We start from the raw sequence: 15,368 nt of genomic DNA on the forward strand, positions 1-15,368 counted from the left end.
CTGGTCAACCTACCCAGCCGGCCCGAGCCGGGCGTCCTGGGCTCAGCCGCCCGCGGACGGCGAGGCGGTGGGGGTGGCGCTGGTGGTCGGGGACACGGTGGGCGTGGCGCTGGCGGTAGGCGTGGCGCTGGCGGTAGGCGTGGCGCTTGCGGTCGGGGTGGCGGTGGGGTCGGGCGTGGGAGTGGCGGCAGGGCGCGATCTCGCGTTGGCCCTCGCCTGATCGCTGCCCGCGGACACCGGCACGGTGTAGGAGGTCGTCGGGGACTCGACGGTGTTGCCGGCCGGGTCGGTCGCCTGGATGGAGTAGGCGTACGTCTGGCCGACGGTGACGGCGGAGTCGGTCCAGGTCAGGGTCTTGCGGTTCCAGAACAGCGCAGCCACCTTCATCACCGGCGACACCGGCGTCCCGTCCCGCAGCACCTGGTAGCTCAGCGTCCGGTCGTCCCGGTCGACGTTGGTCTCCCAGCTGAGGGTCACGCCACCGTCGGGCCCCGCCACCGGCTGGGGAGCCGTGCTGTCGTCCACGAGCCGCGGACCCTGCTGCTGCTGAGGCACCGCTGCCGCCACCGCGAAGCGGACCAGACCCTGCTGCGGCGTGCCGTTCGCGGCGGTGAACTCGCCACCGGCGGAGATGTAGGTGCCGTTTCCGACGATGGACCAGGCGGCCTGGTCCTGACCGGTGTAGGTCCCGATGGTGAGGTCCGGAAACCAGTTGTAGAGGGCCGGGGCAGGCTGGCCGGCGAAGTCGCCGTACTTCCACTTGGCACTGACCTGGCCGTTGTGTGCCACGGTGCCCTTGGCGGCCTTGGTCATCGCGAGGGCGCGCTGCCAGCGCGTCCGGGGGCTCGTGTCGGGAAAGCCGCCGATGTTGGCGCAGTAGTGGGCGTGGCCGACGACGTAGATCGTGTTGCCGATCGGCGCCACGCCGTAGGTGTCGCCGTGGCAGTCCTCGAGCCAACGGATCGAGCCGTCGTCCGGGTCGACGGCGAACGTCCCTTCGAAGTTGCCCTGACCGTAGGCGTAGCCGGTGCCGTAGACCGTGTCCTTGTCGACCGCCAGGCTCAGGATGGCCGCGCTCTGGCCGGCGTCACGGACGACGCTGTTGACCTTCCACGTCATGGTCTTGCCGGTCGAGACCGCGATGGCCCCCATCCCGTACGCGGCCTTGTCGTTGATCGTGGTGAACATGCCACCGGCGATGATCTTCTTGTGGTCGGGGGTGGCGACCAGGGCGTTGACGCCGTCCGAGGCCACCGGGGCCCAGCTCGTGAGCTTGCCGGTGGTGCTGCTCACGGCGGCCAGACGGCTCCGGAGCTTCGTCCCGGCTTGGGTGAACCAGCCGCCGACGTAGACGTTCTTGCCCACCACGGCGATGGCGTTGACCCGGGAGTTGAAGGACGGGGCGACCGGGCGCAGGGCACCGGTACGGGGGTTGAAGGCGGCGAAGTGGTTGCGGGTGGCCGTACCCACCTTGGTGAAGTCGCCTCCGACGTAGAGCGTCTTGTGGTCGGGCGAGACCGCAATGGCCTTGATCTGGCCGTTCAGGGCCATCGGCTTGAAGGCGGTGTCGAGCTTGCCCGAGACGATGTCGTAGGCGAGCAGGTTCTTGCGGGCGGTGGTGGAGGTGCCGGGCGCGGCCCCGGCCGGACGGGCGGTGGTGAACTCGCCGGCGGCGTAGACGGTGTTGCCGATCATCGCCTGCGTCCACACCACCCCGTCGATCTGCACGGTGGGAAGAGCGTCGGCCGTGACCACGGCAGACGAACGGGACGCGACAGCCGGCACGGTCTTGGGCAGCGCCTGAGCCGTACCGGGCGTCAGGGCCAGGCCGGTCAGCAGTGCCGTACCCATCGCCGCGGACGCGAGAACGCGACCAGCGCGGACCAATCCGTCCTTCATGAGATAGCTCCCAACTCGAGCCGACGCGGGTCTCTCGGCCCGGCGTCGACGAGCGGGCCCGAACGGAAATGTTACGGCCCGTCGGTCCAGCGTTGCCGCAGAGACAGATCTCCCCCGGCTCAGGACAGGGTCAGGAATCGCCAAAGTCGGCGGGCTTGAGGACAATGAACGCGTGCGATTCCTGACCACGCCCCCGGCCCATGACCTCACCTATTCCGACGTGTTCATGGTGCCCCGACGCTCCTCGGTCACCTCCCGCCTCGACGTCGACCTGGCGAGCACCGACGGCGTCGGCACCACCCTGCCGCTGGTCGTGGCGAACATGACCGCCGTCTCCGGTCGCCGGATGGCCGAGACCGTCGCCCGGCGGGGCGGGGTGGCGATCATCCCCCAGGACATCCCCACCGACGTCGTCGCGTCGGTCGTGGCCCGGGTGAAGGGCTCGCACCCGCTGTTCGACACCCCGGTCTCGGTCGCGCCGCACACCACGGTCGGTGAGGCGTTGTCGCTGCTGCCCAAGCGGGCCCACGGGATCGCGGTGGTGGTCGAGGACGGCCGACCGGTCGGCACCGTCAGCGAGGCGGACGCCGCCGGGGTCGACCGGTTCGCCCAGGTCCACGAGGTGATGTCGGACGACGTCTTGACCCTCACGGCCGACAGCACGCCGGTCGCGACCTTCGACGCGCTGACCAGCCGTCACCTCGAGGCCGCCCTGGTGGTCGAGCAGGGCCGGCTGCTCGGGGTGCTGACACGCAAGTCTGCGCTTCGCTCCACGCTCTACCGACCGGCGCTCGACCCGGACGGGCGGCTGATGATCGGTGCCGCGGTGGGCATCAACGGGGACGTGGCCGGTCGCGCCGAGGCGTTGCTCGCCGCCGGGATCGACGTCCTCGTCGTCGACACTGCTCACGGCCACCAGGAGAAGATGCTGCAGGTGCTGAAGAGCGTCCGCGAGGTCCGGGACCGGCTGGCTGAGGAGCGCGGTCGACGGGTCCCGCTGGTCGCCGGCAACGTCGTCTCCGCCGACGGAGTGCGGGATCTGGTCGACGCGGGCGCTGACGTGGTCAAGGTCGGGGTCGGACCCGGCGCCATGTGCACCACCCGGATGATGACCGGCGTCGGTCGGCCGCAGTTCAGTGCGGTGCTCGAGTGCGCCGAGGCGGCCCGCGAGGCCGGCCGCTCGATCTGGGCCGACGGTGGCGTCCGCTACCCCCGCGACGTCGCCCTGGCCCTGGCCGCGGGAGCCGGCAGCGTGATGATCGGGTCCTGGTTCGCCGGCACCTACGAGAGCACCGGCAACCTGATGACCGATGCGCAGGGCCGGCAGTACAAGGAGTCCTACGGGATGGCCTCGGCCCGCGCGGTCAAGGTGCGGACCAAGGACTCCTCCGGCTTCGACCGCGCCCGCGCCGGCCTCTTCGAGGAGGGCATCTCCTCCTCGCGGATGTACCTCGACCCCGAACGCCCGAGCGTGGAGGACCTGATCGACTCGATCGTCGCGGGCGTGCGGAGCAGCTGCACCTACGCCGGCGCCTCCAGCCTGGAGGAGTTCGCGCGCTTCGCCGTCGTCGGCGTCCAGTCGAACTCCGGGTACGACGAAGGCCGCCCGCTCAGCACCAGCTGGTGAGCGCTCCCGGATAGGGCCTACGCCGAGGCGAACCGCTTGGCCGACCGCGCCCGAGCCTTGGCCGCCTCCTCCTCGCGGTTCTTCGGCGGCGTCGTCGGCACCAGATCGGCCAGCAGATGCTCTGTCGCGTGCGCGATGTCGTGCACCGCCCGGTCGAACGCCTCCTGGTTGGCTTTCGACGGCTTGCTCGTCCCCGCGATCTTGCGCACGTACTGCAACGCAGCATCATGCACCTCGGACCCCGTCGCCGGCGGCTCGAAGTTGTTCAACGGTCGAATGTTGCGGCACATGCCGTCATTCTCGCGCCCTTCGACAAGCTCAGGGAACGGGGTGACACAGGAGAGGCGCAACCTCGTCGAGGCCCTCGACAAGCTCACGGCGCCTAACAGAGGCCGCCAGCCAGACTCCAGAGGCACCGGCTCGACCGCGCCCCCGCGAGCGTCGGGCAGGTCAGGCTCGGGCCCTGTCTGGACGACCGAGCGAGGGCGACACGCTTTTCCGTCGTCCGAACGAGGAAGGAAGACAGGGTCTTGAGGCCCACGACCTAGCCCGAGAGCGAGCGGGGGAACCTCAGTGCGCGTGGTCGCCGCGGTAGAACTCGTACAGCAGGCCGGTCAGGCTGATCGCACCGGCTCCGAAACCGAGGATGGTGAGCCACCAGCCGAAGACCGGGCCGAGGCAGACCAGGGTAAAGGTCATGGCGACGAAGAGCGGCCAGATCGACTGAGGAGGAAAGAACCCCAGCTCGCCGGCACCCTCGGCGATCTCGCCGGCCTTCTTGTCTTCGGGCCGCGCGTCGAGCCGACGGCTGATCAGGGCCAGGTAGCCACCGATCATCAGGACCAGGAAGAAGGTCATGATCAGGGCTGCGGTTCCCGTGGCGTCCCGGGACAGGATCCAGTAGATCGGCGTCACCACCGCCACGAAGAAAGCCAGTGCGGCGAAGACCCAGGACTCGGTCTTCATCGGGGCTCCCCCGGCTTCGGCGACTGGCTCGGGTGGTCACGCTCGTAGGAGGCCGTCGGGTCGTCGGTCGTGCCGTCGACGCGGGCCTTCAGCTCCTCGGACCGCCCGTGGTCCTCGGCGGAGTCGACCAGGGTGTCGGCAAGCTTGCCGTCGGTACCCTCGTACTCACTCAGCGCGACCTCCGGGTGGTGCAGGTCGAAGGCCGGGGCCTCGGACCGGATCCGCGGGATCGAGGTGAAGTTGTGCCGCGGCGGCGGGGACGAGGTCGCCCACTCCAGCGAGCGGCCCCAGCCCCACGGGTCGTCGTTGTTGACCAGCGGTGAGTTGCGCGACTTCCACACGTTGTAGAAGAACGGGATCATCGATGCGCCGAGCAGGAAGGCACCGGCGGAGGAGATCTGGTTCAGCACGGTGAAGCCCTCGTTGGGCAGGTAGTCCGCGTACCGGCGGGGCATGCCCTCGGCGCCGAGCCAGTGCTGAACGAGGAAGGTCGTGTGGAAGCCGATGAAGAGCAGCCAGAAGTGGACCTTGCCCAGCGTCTCGTCGAGCATCCGCCCGGTGAACTTCGGCCACCAGAAGTAGAAGCCGGCGAACATCGCGAACACCACGGTGCCGAACACCACGTAGTGGAAGTGCGCGACCACGAAGTAGGAGTCCGAGAGCGCGAAGTCCAGCGGCGGGCTCGCCAGCACCACACCGGTCAGACCACCGAAGAGGAAGGTGGTCAGGAAGCCGACGGCCCAGAGCATGGGCGTTCGCATCGCGATGTTGCCGCCCCACATCGTGCCGATCCAGTTGAAGAACTTCACCCCGGTGGGCACCGCGATCAGGAACGTCATGAAGGAGAAGAACGGCAGGTTGACCGCGCCGGTGACGTACATGTGGTGGGCCCAGACGGCCACCGACAGTGCGGCGATCATCAGCGTGGCACCGACCAGACCGACGTAGCCGAACAGCGGCTTACGGCTGAAGACCGGCAGGATCTCCGTGATGATCCCGAAGAACGGCAACGCGATGATGTAGACCTCGGGGTGCCCGAAGAACCAGAACAGGTGCTGCCACAGGATCGGCCCGCCGTTGACGGCGTCGAAGACGTGAGCACCGAGCTTGCGGTCGGCCTCGAGAACCAGGAGGGCCGCAGCGAGGATCGGGAAGGCGATCAGGACCAGGATCGAGGTGACCAGGATGTTCCAGGTGAAGATCGGCATCCGGAACATCGTCATGCCGGGGGCCCGCATGCAGAGGATCGTGGTGATGAAGTTGACCGCGCCCAGGATCGTGCCCAGACCGGCCATGTAGAGGCCCATGATCCACAGGTCCCCGCCGACGCCGGGTGAGTTCACCGAGTCGCTCAGCGGGGTGTAGGCGAACCAGCCGAAGCTGGCGGCGCCGGACGGTGAGAGGAAGCCCGAGACGGTGACGAGCGCGCCGAAGAGGTAGAGCCAGTAGGACAGCATGTTGAGCCGCGGGAAGGCGACGTCAGGCGAGCCGATCTGCAGCGGCATGATCGCGTTGGCGAAGCCGGCGAACAGCGGGGTCGCGAACAGCAGCAACATGATCGTGCCGTGCATGGTGAAGAACTGGTTGTAGGTCTCGCGCGACAGGTACTGCAGGCCGGGGAACGCGAGCTCGGCACGGATGCCGAGGGCGAGCAGGCCGCCCAGCAGGAAGAACGCCATCGAGGTGATGAAGTACAGGTTGCCGATCACCTTGTGGTCGGTGGTGACGACCCACTTCCAGGAGATCGTCCCGAGCTCTCGACGCGCGGGCGCGATCTCGCGGACCGTCGCGGTGCGCTGCAGCGTGGTCATCGGTCGCCGACCTCTTCTCCCTGGTAGATCTTCGCCGAGCCCTGGGGGTCGGCGTTGCTGGCGCCCTTGGCCTCGCCGACCTGACCCTTGGCGGCCAGCGTCTTGAGGTAGGCGGTGTACTCGTCCTCGGTGACCACGTGGACGTTGAACAGCATCGACTGGTGGTAGGTGCCGCACAGCTCGGCGCACTTGCCCCGGTAGGTACCGATCCGGTTCGGGGTGATCTCGATGTTGTTGTTGCGGCCCGGGATGATGTCCCGCTTCTCGTAGAAGGCCGGAACCCAGAACGAGTGGTTGACGTCGGGCGAGGAGAGGTTGAAGCGGACCGACTTGTTGACCGGGAGATAGAGGTCGGGCGTCGCCTGGATGGTGCCGACCTCGTAGACGTCGGCCCCGACGGCCGGGTCCTGCGCCGACTTGTAGTTGAAAGTCCATGACCATTTCTGGCCGACGACGTCCACCGTGACGTCAGGGTTCTTCGACTCCGCCGTCACAGCGTTCTGCGCCAGGATCGTGTAGTAGAAGAGGACGCCGATGACGACGAACGGGGCGATCGTGTAGAAGATCTCCATCGGCAGGTTGTAGCGGTTCTGCCGAGGCATCTCGTTGGTGTGGGACCGGTAGCGGATCACGACCCAACCGATCAGTCCCCAGACGAAGACGCCGATCGTCCCGGCCGCGATCCAGGTGCCGATCCACAGGTGGGCGATCTCGGGCGCCTGAGCGCTGGCCGCCTGCGGCAGACCGAGGCGCTTGAGCGCCGCCACGTCCTGGGACGAACAGCCGGTGAGGACGAGCAGAACCGCCCCCGTGGCGAGGACCACTCCCCGCCGCACCCAGGACGACGCCACCTGCTGAGCGGGCCGTGCCGTGCGAAGACCCACGTCGTGCCTTTCGTCGAAGCTGTCCCCCGGGCCGCCGGCCCAGTCCTGCGACCTCACCCTAACCCAGCCCGGCGACGAAGCGCCTGCTGGTCGCGCGCCCGCGGGAACGCGCCGGGAACGCTGCTTCGGGGAGAAGTGCACGTCAGTGGTTCAGCCCGGCAGGGCGACGCGGATGCACGAGCTGGGACAGTGACCGGCCGGTGACCAGCGGGTGACATCCGCCCGACGTCGCACACAGGTGCTGGCCGCGCAGGCGTGGACGTGTCACGCTGTCCCCGCTGGGCTTGGGGCGTGATCCGCCCTGCTCGCCTCCGCCCCTACCGCTTCGTCGAAGGAACTCCGTGACCCATCTCCGTGCACCGAGAATCCGTACCAGCCTCGTCGCTCTTGCCACCGCCTCCGGACTGCTCCTGGTGGGCGCGGCCTGCGCCCCGCCCGCGGCCGCACCGGCCGCCTCCAGCTCGACCGGTGCCGCTACGGCCACGTCCGCGGCCGACGTGGGCGGGATGGACGGCCTGGTGAAGGCCGCGCAGGCCGAGGGCACGCTCAACGTCATCGCACTGCCCCCGGACTGGGCCAACTACGGCAAGGTCATCGAGGCGTTCAAGGCCAAGTACAACCTCAAGGTCGAGTCTGCCCAGCCCGACGCGGCCAGCCAGGAGGAGATCAACGCCGCCAAGCAGCTGAAGGGCACCGACCGCGCCCCGGACGTCTTCGACCTCGGCCAGTCCGTCGCGCTGGCCAACACCGACCTGTTCGCCCCGTACAAGGTGTCGACCTTCGACAGCATCGACTCCTCGTTCAAGGACCCGAACGGCACCTGGGTCAACGACTACGGCGGGTACATGGCGATCGGCTACGACAGCAAGAAGGTTCCCGACGTCACCTCGGTGGCCGACCTGCTCAAGCCCGAGTTCAAGGGCAAGGTCGCCCTCAACGGTGACCCGACCCAGGCGGGCGCCGCGTTCAGCGGCGTGGTCATGGCCTCGGTCGCCAACGGCGGCTCGGCCGATGACATCCAGCCCGGCATCGACTTCTTCGGCTCGCTCAAGAAGGCCGGCAACTTCCTGCCCGTCGACCCGACCGGGGCCACGATCGAGTCCGGCCAGACCCCTGTCGTCATCGACTGGGACTACACCAACGCCGCGGAGACGGCCAAGCTGCCCAGCTGGAAGGTGATCGTCCCCTCGAACGCCCAGGTCGGTGGCTACTACTACCAGGCGATCAGCAAGGACGCCCCCCACCCGGCGGCCGCGCGGCTGTGGGAGGAGTTTCTCTACTCCGACGAGGGCCAGAACCTCTACCTCGGCGGGGGCGCCCGTCCGGTCCGAGCCGACGCGATGGAGAAGGCCGGGACGATCGACAAGGCCGCGTTCGCCAAGCTGCCGAAGGTGACAGGGACGCCGGTGCTGCTGACCACCGAGCAGACCACGAAGGCCGCCGGCGTGCTCAGCAAGGAATGGGCCAAGGTCACGGGCTGAGGGGACCCACGATGACCGCCAGCACCCTCCTCGGCTCGGCGACCGGCAGCGCGACCGGCCCCGCGGCCCCCGCCCCGGGCCGGGGACGGGGCCGGATCCGTCGGCTGAGCGCCGCGCTCGGGGTCGTGCCCTTCCTCGCGTACCTGGTGATCTTCCTGGTGATCCCCACCCTCACGGTGGTGGTGGGCGCCTTCGTGGAGAAGGGCCGCCCGAGCCTGGCGAACCTGCGCGACCTCGGCGACTCCGCCGTGTTCACCTCGCTGGCCAACAGCGTGGCGCTCTCGGCGGTGACCGCGTTGATCGGCGGCGTCGTCGGCGCCCTGCTGGCGTATGCGGTGGTGACCGGCCCCGCGGACGGGCTGCTGCGGCGGCTGGTCACCAGCATCTGCGGCGTGCTCGCGCAGTTCGGCGGCGTCACGCTGGCGTTCGCGTTCATCGCGACGCTGGGCATCTCCGGCGTGGTGTCGGTCTGGCTGGACGCCCACCTCGGCACCAGCATGACCAGCAGCACCTGGCTCTTCGGGCTGAAGGGACTGGTGCTGGTCTACGCCTACTTCCAGATCCCGCTGATGGTCATCGTCTTCCTGCCGGCGCTCGACGGCATCCGCGTGCAGTGGCGCGAGGCCGCGGAGAACCTCGGCGCCACCACCTGGCAGTACTGGCGCCTCGTCGGGCTGCCGCTGCTGACGCCGGCCTTCCTCGGCTCGGTGCTGCTGCTGTTCGCCAACGCCTTCGCCGCCTACGCCACCGCGGCCGCCCTCGTCAGCCAGGGCAACCCGATCATCCCGCTGTGGATCCGGTCGGCCCTGACCAGCGAGGTCGTCCTCGGCCACGCGAACTTCGCCTACGCGCTCGCCCTCGAGATGATCGCGATCGTGGCCCTGGTCATGACCGGGTACAGCCTGCTGCTCAAGCGGACCTCCCGGTGGCTGGGATGACCGCCACACCCGCCCTGGCCGCGTCCGGATCTGCTGCCCGGTCGCCCCGGCAGCGGGCCCGGACCCGGCTCCGGGTGTTCCGGGTCGTCGTCCTCGTGCTGACCGGCGCGTTCTTCGTCATCCCCCTGCTGGCGATGCTGGGCTTCAGCACCCGCGTCCTCGGCGGCGAGGGCCGGACCTGGGCGGCCTGGAAGCTGCTCGTGACCGACCCGCTGCTGCGCGGGGCGATCGGCACCTCACTGGTGCTGTCGCTGCTCACGGTGCTCGGGATGCTGGTGCTGCTCGTCCCGACCCTGATCTGGGTCCGGCTGCGCGTGCAGTGGCTGGCCCGGACGGTGGAGTTCCTCTGCCTGCTGCCGCTCACCGTGCCCCCGCTGGTCATCATCGTCGGGCTGACGAACGTGACCGCCTGGCTCGCCTACCTGTTCGGCGACACCCCCAACTGGCTCGCCTTCCTCTACGTCGTGCTGGTGCTGCCGTACGCCTACCGCGCCCTGGACGCGGGGCTGTCGGCCATCAACGTCGCCACCCTGGCCGAGGCGGCCCGCAGCCTGGGTGCCGGTTGGTTCACCGTGATCGCCCGGGTCATCGTCCCGAACATCAAGACCGCACTGATCTCGGCCTCGTTCATCTCCATCGCGCTGGTGCTCGGTGAGTACACCTTCGCCTCGCTGCTGAACTTCAACACCCTGCAGGTCGTCATCGCCCAGCAGAGCAAGGCGAACGCCCAGGAGTCGGTGGCCGCCTCGCTCGCCTCCATCCTGTTCGCGGCGGTGCTGCTGATCGGCCTGTCGTTCGTGAGCGGCGGCCGTCGCGCCCGGCGCACCGTCGGGAACGCCCTCGTCCCCGCGCCACCAACCCAGGCCACCGCCGCCACTCCTGGAGCCAACTCGTGACCGCACCCAGCACCGCCCGCTCCTCCGCGACCGACCGGACCTCGGTCGAGGTCCGGCTGGAGGACCTCCGCCGCACCTACGGCACGGTGCACGCTCTGGACGGGCTGTCGATCACCCTCGCGGCCGGTGAGCTCGTCGCCCTGCTCGGCCCCTCCGGCTGCGGCAAGACGACCGCGCTCCGCATCCTCGCCGGCCTCGACGAGCCGACCTCGGGCCGGGTCGTCGTGGGCGGGCGGGACCTGACCGCCGTACCGGCGAACAAGCGCGACATGGGGATGGTCTTCCAGGCGTACTCGCTCTTCCCGCACCTCACCTCGCGGGCGAACGTCGAGTTCGGTCTCAAGCTGCGCGGCGTCAACGCGGCCAAGCGGCGGACCCGGGCGATGGAGATGCTGGAGCTGGTCGGGCTGGCGGTGCACGCCGAGCGCTACGCCAACCAGCTCTCCGGCGGCCAGCAGCAGCGGGTGGCCCTGGCCCGGGCGCTCGCCTTCCAGCCGTCGGTGTTGTTGCTCGACGAGCCGTTGTCGGCGCTGGACGCCAAGGTGCGGGCCCAGCTGCGCGACGAGATCCGCCGGGTCCAGCTGGAGGTGGGGACCACCACGCTGTTCGTCACCCACGACCAGGACGAGGCCCTGGCCATGGCCGACCGGGTCGGGGTGATGAACGCCGGCCGGCTCGAGCAGCTGGACGCTCCACAGGTGTTGTACTCGGCGCCGAGGAACACCTTCGTGGCCGACTTCGTCGGGTTGATGAACCGGGTGCCGGCCGAGGTCGTCGACGGCTCGGTGAGCGTGCTGGGCTCGCGCGTGCCCACCCTGGACGGTTCCATCCGGACCGGTCGCGGCCTCGCGCTGATCAGGCCGGAGCAGCTGGTGCTGACCAGGGGCGAGGGCGGCGGCGCCCGGGTGGTGTCGGTGTCGTTCCAGGGCCCGATCTCACGGGCGACCGTCCGGACGGCCGACGGCACCGACCTGGTCGCTCAGCTGAGCGGCTCGGCCGCTGCGGGCCTCGCCGAGGGAGCGCCTGTCTCGGTGGCGGTGGACGCGGCCGGCCTGCTCGTCACCGCCCCCTGACCGACGCGACGCTGCTGCCCAGGGCCGACGTCCGAAACGACAGAGCTCCCTGCCCCCGGACTCGGTGGGGGCAGAGAGCTCTGGTCGTGGGCCGAGCGCGAGGCTCAGCGCAGGCGGGTCAGTGGAAGCTGTCGCCGCAGGCGCAGGAGCCGGTCGCGTTCGGGTTGTCGATCGTGAAGCCCTGCTTCTCGATCGTGTCGACGAAGTCGATGGTGGCGCCCATCAGGTACGGCGCGCTCATCCGGTCGGTGACCACGTTGACGCCGCTGAAGTCCTTGACGACGTCGCCCTCGAGGCTCCGCTCGTCGAAGAAGAGCTGGTAACGCAGGCCCGAGCAGCCACCGGGCTGGACGGCGACGCGGAGAGCCAGGTCGTCACGACCCTCGCCCTCGATCAGCGACTTCACCTTGTGCGCCGCGACGTCGGTCAGCAGCACGCCGTCGGCCAGGGCAGGCATCCCGAGGTTGGTCTGGTCAGTTGCCGTCATATCTGTCTCCCGCTGAGTTGGCACGTCCGTCAGGGTGGGAACCGGACCTGACCAGCGACTATTCCCACTGACCCCGGCTCTGCCTGTCGGCCCAGTGTAGAGCGAGCACGGACCCCGTCCAAGCCTCACGGCCGGCGTCGGGATGGGCCGGGAGCTCACCACGACCAGGACCGGCCGACCCGGCGAGCGGTGACGGCCAGCTCCGTGGCGCCGAAGTCGCCGTCGACCGGGGCGTCCCCGGTGGCCTCGCGCACGGCGTAGGCGGCCTCGATCCCGATGGTCCGCATCTCCCGCGCGCCCACCAGCACCTCACCCGCCACCAGGATGCACGGCCGCAGCGCCTCGCCGGCCCGGTGCGCCACCTCGGTGACCACCCCGCCGCCCCGCGCGGCGAAGTCGAAGACGCCGCAGCCGGTGACCACCAGGTCGGGCGCCGACCGGCCGTCGCCGAGCGGGCCGGCGGCCAGGCCGAGGGCCGGCCCGGTGCTCAGCCGACCTCCCAGCGCGAGGACGGCCAGACCCAGGCCTCCGCAGGCGCCGGCTCCGGGGGCGGACGCCTGCTCCGGCGCCGCCAGCCGCGCCAACCGCTCGAGGTCGGCGTCGGTACGCAGCAGCACCTCGGCGTCCAGGCCGGCAGTCCGACCGTGCCGCGAGGTGATCCCGCGCAGCCCGAGCAGCGGCTGCCCCAGCTCGTCCGCCGGCACGACCCCGACGAGGTCGACGCCCGCCAGCAGCTCCCGCGCCGGTCCGACGTCGAGCCGCTGCAGACCGGACAGCCCCCTCACCCCGTCGGTGAGCGATACGTCCGCCGTGGCGCCGAGGGCGGCGAGCAGCCCGGCGCCCCCGTCGTGCACGGCCAGACCGGTGAGGTCGAGGTGGACCTGCCGCAGCGGGCCGCGGGCGAGCAGGGTGGACAGCGCCTCGCCCAGCGGGCCCGAGCCTGCGGTGAGCGGCAGTCCGGGCAGCGGGGTCGACGCGCGCTCCACCCGCAGCACGGCCCGGCCGCTGGCCACGGCCGCCGTGACCACGACACCCTCGCCGACGGAGGTCTGCAGCGGCGCTCCCCAGGAGTCGGCGGTGGCGCGGGCGAAACCGGCGCCGGCGACCCCGACGGGGGTGACGACCACCTGGGCGCGTGGCCACCCTTCGGCCAGCGCGCTCCCCGCCTGGAGGCTCGACATCGCGCCGACGGCGTCGCTCACCACCAGCACCCGCATGCCGACATCCTGGCAGCACCGTCGGCCGACTTCCCTGGCCGAGTGCCGGCGAGGCGTGCCGGGGTCGGTCCCGTGACCGAGGACCCGACGCCGCTCGACTGGACGGAGCTGCTCGCCGACCAGTGCGGCTGGCTCTGGTCGGTGCAGGTCCCGCCCCGGCTGACCGGCCTCGCCGACGAGGAGTACTTCTGGGAGCCGGTGCCCGGCTGCTGGAGCGTCCGGCCTCGGGGCCGCGGGGTGGCCGAGGAGGTCGGCGCGGGTGCGATGGTCCTCGACGTCGCGTTCCCCGCACCCGACCCGGCTCCGGTCACGACCATCGCCTGGCGCCTCGCGCACCTGCTGGTCGGGGTGTTCGGGGAGCGCAACGCGCGGTACTTCGGGGGGCCGGACGTCAGCTACCACTCGACCGACTACCCCCCGACGGCCGCCGACCCTCTGCACCGCCTCGACCGGGAGGTCGACCGGTGGCTGGCCGGCGTCCGCGGCTTGACGGGCGCCGACCTGGTCCAACACTGTCGCGAACCGGGGTTCGAGTCCGACCCGATGGCCGGCCTGGTCCAGCACATCAACCGCGAGGCGATCCATCACTGTGCCGAGATCGCCCTGCTCCGCGATCTCTTCGCCCACCGCCCCCGCCCCGCCCCGGGGGCCACCTCATGACGGTCACTTCACAGCCGGGCGGACGACTTCACACCCTGGGGCGCAGGCCGAGAGAGTCCGTAGGGGTGTGAAGTGACCGTCAGGCCTCGAGGCAGCGTCCGGGGCGGGCAGGGGTGGGAGGAGCGGGCGGAGCCGGAGGTCAGCCGGGGATGAGGCCTTCGTCGGAGGTGCTGAGGAGCTCGCGGATCTCCTCCAGGGTGGCGTCGCCGCTGGGCAGGATCAGGTCGGAGTCGGCGAGCTCGTCGTCGGGGACCGGGGTGCCGACGGAGCGGACCTCCTGCAGCAGAGCGAGCAGGGCCGAGCTCAGCTCGGTCTCGTCGTCGGTGGACACAGCGTCCTCGACGGCGTCGTCCAGCCGGTTCAGGTCCGACAGAGCGCCGTCGTCGACCCGCCACTGACCCTCGTTCAAGATCCGGACGATCATCGGAGGTCACCCGCGTTCGGCTGGGCTTCCGGCTGCACCTGCGTCACCGGCGGCGCGACCGGGGTGGTCGTGGACGGCTGGCTGGCGATCGCCGGCGTGCTCTGGCTGGGTCCGGCACCGATGGAGGCCTTCATCCGGGACAGCTCGTCCTCGACGTCGGAGGTCGACGCGAGCTGCTCGAGCTCCAGGGTGATGTCGTCCTTGGCCATGCCGGTCGGGTCGTCGAGGGCCCCGCTGGCCAGCAGCTCGTCGATCGCCCCGGCCCGGGCCTGCATCTGCTGGGTCTTGTCCTCGGCCCGCTGGATGGCCAGGCCGACGTCGCCCATCTCCTCACTGATGCCGGAGAAGGCCTCGTTGATCCGGGTCTGCGCCTCGGCCGCGGAGTAGGTGGCCTTGATGGTCTCCTTCCGGGTGCGGAAGGCGTCCACCTTGGCCTGCAGCCGCTGGCTGGCCCGGGTGAGCTTCTCCTCCTCACCCTGCAGCTGCGCGTGCTGGGCCTGCAGGTCGCTCAGCTGCTGCTGCACCCCCGAGCGGCGGGTGAGCGCCTCGCGGGCCAGGTCCTCGCGGCCCACCTCGAGCGCCTTCTGCGCCTGGGCGGTGAGCTTGTCGGCCTGGGTCGAGAGCTGGGTGGCCTGCAGCTCGACCCGCTTGCGGCTGGTGGCCACGTCGGCCACGCCACGACGCACCTTCTGCAGCAGCTCGAGCTGGCGCTGGTAGGAGTAGTCCAGCGTCTGCCGGGGGTCCTCCATCTTGTCCAGGGCCTGGTCGGTCTTGGCGCGGAAGATCAAGGAGATGCGCTGGAAAATGCCGCTCATGTGAGGTCAGCTGGTCCTTCCGAGGGTTCGTCGGCAGCGCCGGTCACGACGCGCCTAGGCTTCCACCGTATCTCGGCAGCCCGACCGGGGACAGGCAGCCGAGCAGCCTGGCCGCACGGGGTTTCGTCTTTGGGTGGAACCCCTGAGAGACTCGGGGCACTCCCCGGACGCCCCTGAGAGGCGCGCAGCG

Annotated in this window: 15 protein-coding genes; 6 read left to right on the forward strand and 9 right to left on the reverse strand. The window is 70.4% G+C overall.

Annotated features, from left to right (window positions below; translation table 11 throughout):
- Positions 1–42 precede the first annotated feature (42 nt).
- On the reverse strand, positions 43–1,899 hold the full coding sequence (locus ACFE7W_RS02470; RefSeq protein ID WP_375423177.1) for a hypothetical protein: 1,857 nt from the start codon (positions 1,897–1,899) through the stop codon (positions 43–45).
- 172 nt (positions 1,900–2,071) lie between these two features.
- Here ACFE7W_RS02470 and ACFE7W_RS02475 point away from each other — a divergent pair, with 172 nt between their 5' ends.
- Entirely contained in the window at positions 2,072–3,526 is a 1,455-nt protein-coding gene (locus tag ACFE7W_RS02475) for a GuaB1 family IMP dehydrogenase-related protein (RefSeq protein ID WP_375423178.1), read from the forward strand.
- A 17-nt stretch (positions 3,527–3,543) separates the two neighbouring features.
- Here ACFE7W_RS02475 and ACFE7W_RS02480 read toward each other — a convergent pair whose 3' ends face one another.
- The 4 genes from ACFE7W_RS02480 to coxB form a co-directional block, all read right to left on the reverse strand.
- Positions 3,544–3,816 (reverse strand): DUF2277 domain-containing protein, encoded by a 273-nt coding sequence (locus ACFE7W_RS02480; RefSeq protein ID WP_375423179.1) that lies wholly within the window; start codon positions 3,814–3,816, stop codon positions 3,544–3,546.
- A 280-nt stretch (positions 3,817–4,096) separates the two neighbouring features.
- A complete protein-coding gene (locus tag ACFE7W_RS02485) occupies positions 4,097–4,492 on the reverse strand; it encodes a cytochrome c oxidase subunit 4 (RefSeq protein ID WP_375423180.1) in 396 nt (131 codons plus the stop codon).
- On the reverse strand, positions 4,489–6,303 hold the full coding sequence (gene ctaD, locus ACFE7W_RS02490; protein ID WP_375423181.1) for a cytochrome c oxidase subunit I: 1,815 nt from the start codon (positions 6,301–6,303) through the stop codon (positions 4,489–4,491). The genes ACFE7W_RS02485 and ctaD overlap by 4 nt, the downstream gene beginning before the upstream one ends.
- Entirely contained in the window at positions 6,300–7,154 is an 855-nt protein-coding gene (coxB, locus tag ACFE7W_RS02495; RefSeq protein WP_375423182.1) for a cytochrome c oxidase subunit II, read from the reverse strand. The genes ctaD and coxB overlap by 4 nt, the downstream gene beginning before the upstream one ends.
- 374 nt (positions 7,155–7,528) lie before the next feature.
- Here coxB and ACFE7W_RS02500 point away from each other — a divergent pair, with 374 nt between their 5' ends.
- Genes ACFE7W_RS02500 through ACFE7W_RS02515 form a run of 4 tightly spaced genes read left to right on the forward strand, consistent with a single transcriptional unit; the run spans position 7,529 to position 11,575 of the window.
- Complete coding sequence (locus ACFE7W_RS02500) at positions 7,529–8,668, forward strand: ABC transporter substrate-binding protein (protein WP_375423183.1); 1,140 nt, start codon at positions 7,529–7,531, stop codon at positions 8,666–8,668.
- An 11-nt stretch (positions 8,669–8,679) separates the two neighbouring features.
- Positions 8,680–9,606 (forward strand): ABC transporter permease, encoded by a 927-nt coding sequence (locus ACFE7W_RS02505; protein ID WP_375423184.1) that lies wholly within the window; start codon positions 8,680–8,682, stop codon positions 9,604–9,606.
- Positions 9,603–10,502, forward strand: a complete 900-nt coding sequence (locus tag ACFE7W_RS02510) for an ABC transporter permease (RefSeq protein ID WP_375423185.1) — start codon at positions 9,603–9,605, stop codon at positions 10,500–10,502. The genes ACFE7W_RS02505 and ACFE7W_RS02510 overlap by 4 nt, the downstream gene beginning before the upstream one ends.
- Positions 10,499–11,575 (forward strand): ABC transporter ATP-binding protein, encoded by a 1,077-nt coding sequence (locus tag ACFE7W_RS02515; RefSeq protein WP_375423186.1) that lies wholly within the window; start codon positions 10,499–10,501, stop codon positions 11,573–11,575. The genes ACFE7W_RS02510 and ACFE7W_RS02515 overlap by 4 nt, the downstream gene beginning before the upstream one ends.
- A 118-nt stretch (positions 11,576–11,693) precedes the next feature.
- On the opposite strand, the gene ACFE7W_RS02520 is transcribed toward ACFE7W_RS02515, so the two are convergent.
- Both ACFE7W_RS02520 and ACFE7W_RS02525 read right to left on the reverse strand, forming a co-directional pair.
- Positions 11,694–12,032 (reverse strand): HesB/IscA family protein, encoded by a 339-nt coding sequence (locus tag ACFE7W_RS02520; RefSeq protein WP_375423531.1) that lies wholly within the window; start codon positions 12,030–12,032, stop codon positions 11,694–11,696.
- Between the two features lie 185 nt (positions 12,033–12,217).
- Positions 12,218–13,279, reverse strand: coding sequence for a glycerate kinase (locus ACFE7W_RS02525; RefSeq protein ID WP_375423187.1), 1,062 nt, complete (start codon positions 13,277–13,279; stop codon positions 12,218–12,220).
- Between the two features lie 72 nt (positions 13,280–13,351).
- Between ACFE7W_RS02525 and ACFE7W_RS02530 the strand changes: the two genes are divergently transcribed.
- Positions 13,352–13,939, forward strand: coding sequence for a DinB family protein (locus tag ACFE7W_RS02530; protein ID WP_375423188.1), 588 nt, complete (start codon positions 13,352–13,354; stop codon positions 13,937–13,939).
- Positions 13,940–14,078: 139 nt separating this feature from the next.
- On the opposite strand, the gene ACFE7W_RS02535 is transcribed toward ACFE7W_RS02530, so the two are convergent.
- Complete coding sequence (locus tag ACFE7W_RS02535; RefSeq protein WP_375423189.1) at positions 14,079–14,363, reverse strand: hypothetical protein; 285 nt, start codon at positions 14,361–14,363, stop codon at positions 14,079–14,081.
- Positions 14,360–15,178 (reverse strand): PspA/IM30 family protein, encoded by an 819-nt coding sequence (locus ACFE7W_RS02540; RefSeq protein WP_375423190.1) that lies wholly within the window; start codon positions 15,176–15,178, stop codon positions 14,360–14,362. The genes ACFE7W_RS02535 and ACFE7W_RS02540 overlap by 4 nt, the downstream gene beginning before the upstream one ends.
- Between the last annotated feature and the right edge of the window lie 190 nt (positions 15,179–15,368).

The sequence above is a fragment of the uncultured Friedmanniella sp. genome, assembly GCF_964244285.1.
Taxonomy (GTDB): Bacteria; Actinomycetota; Actinomycetes; order Propionibacteriales; family Propionibacteriaceae; genus Microlunatus.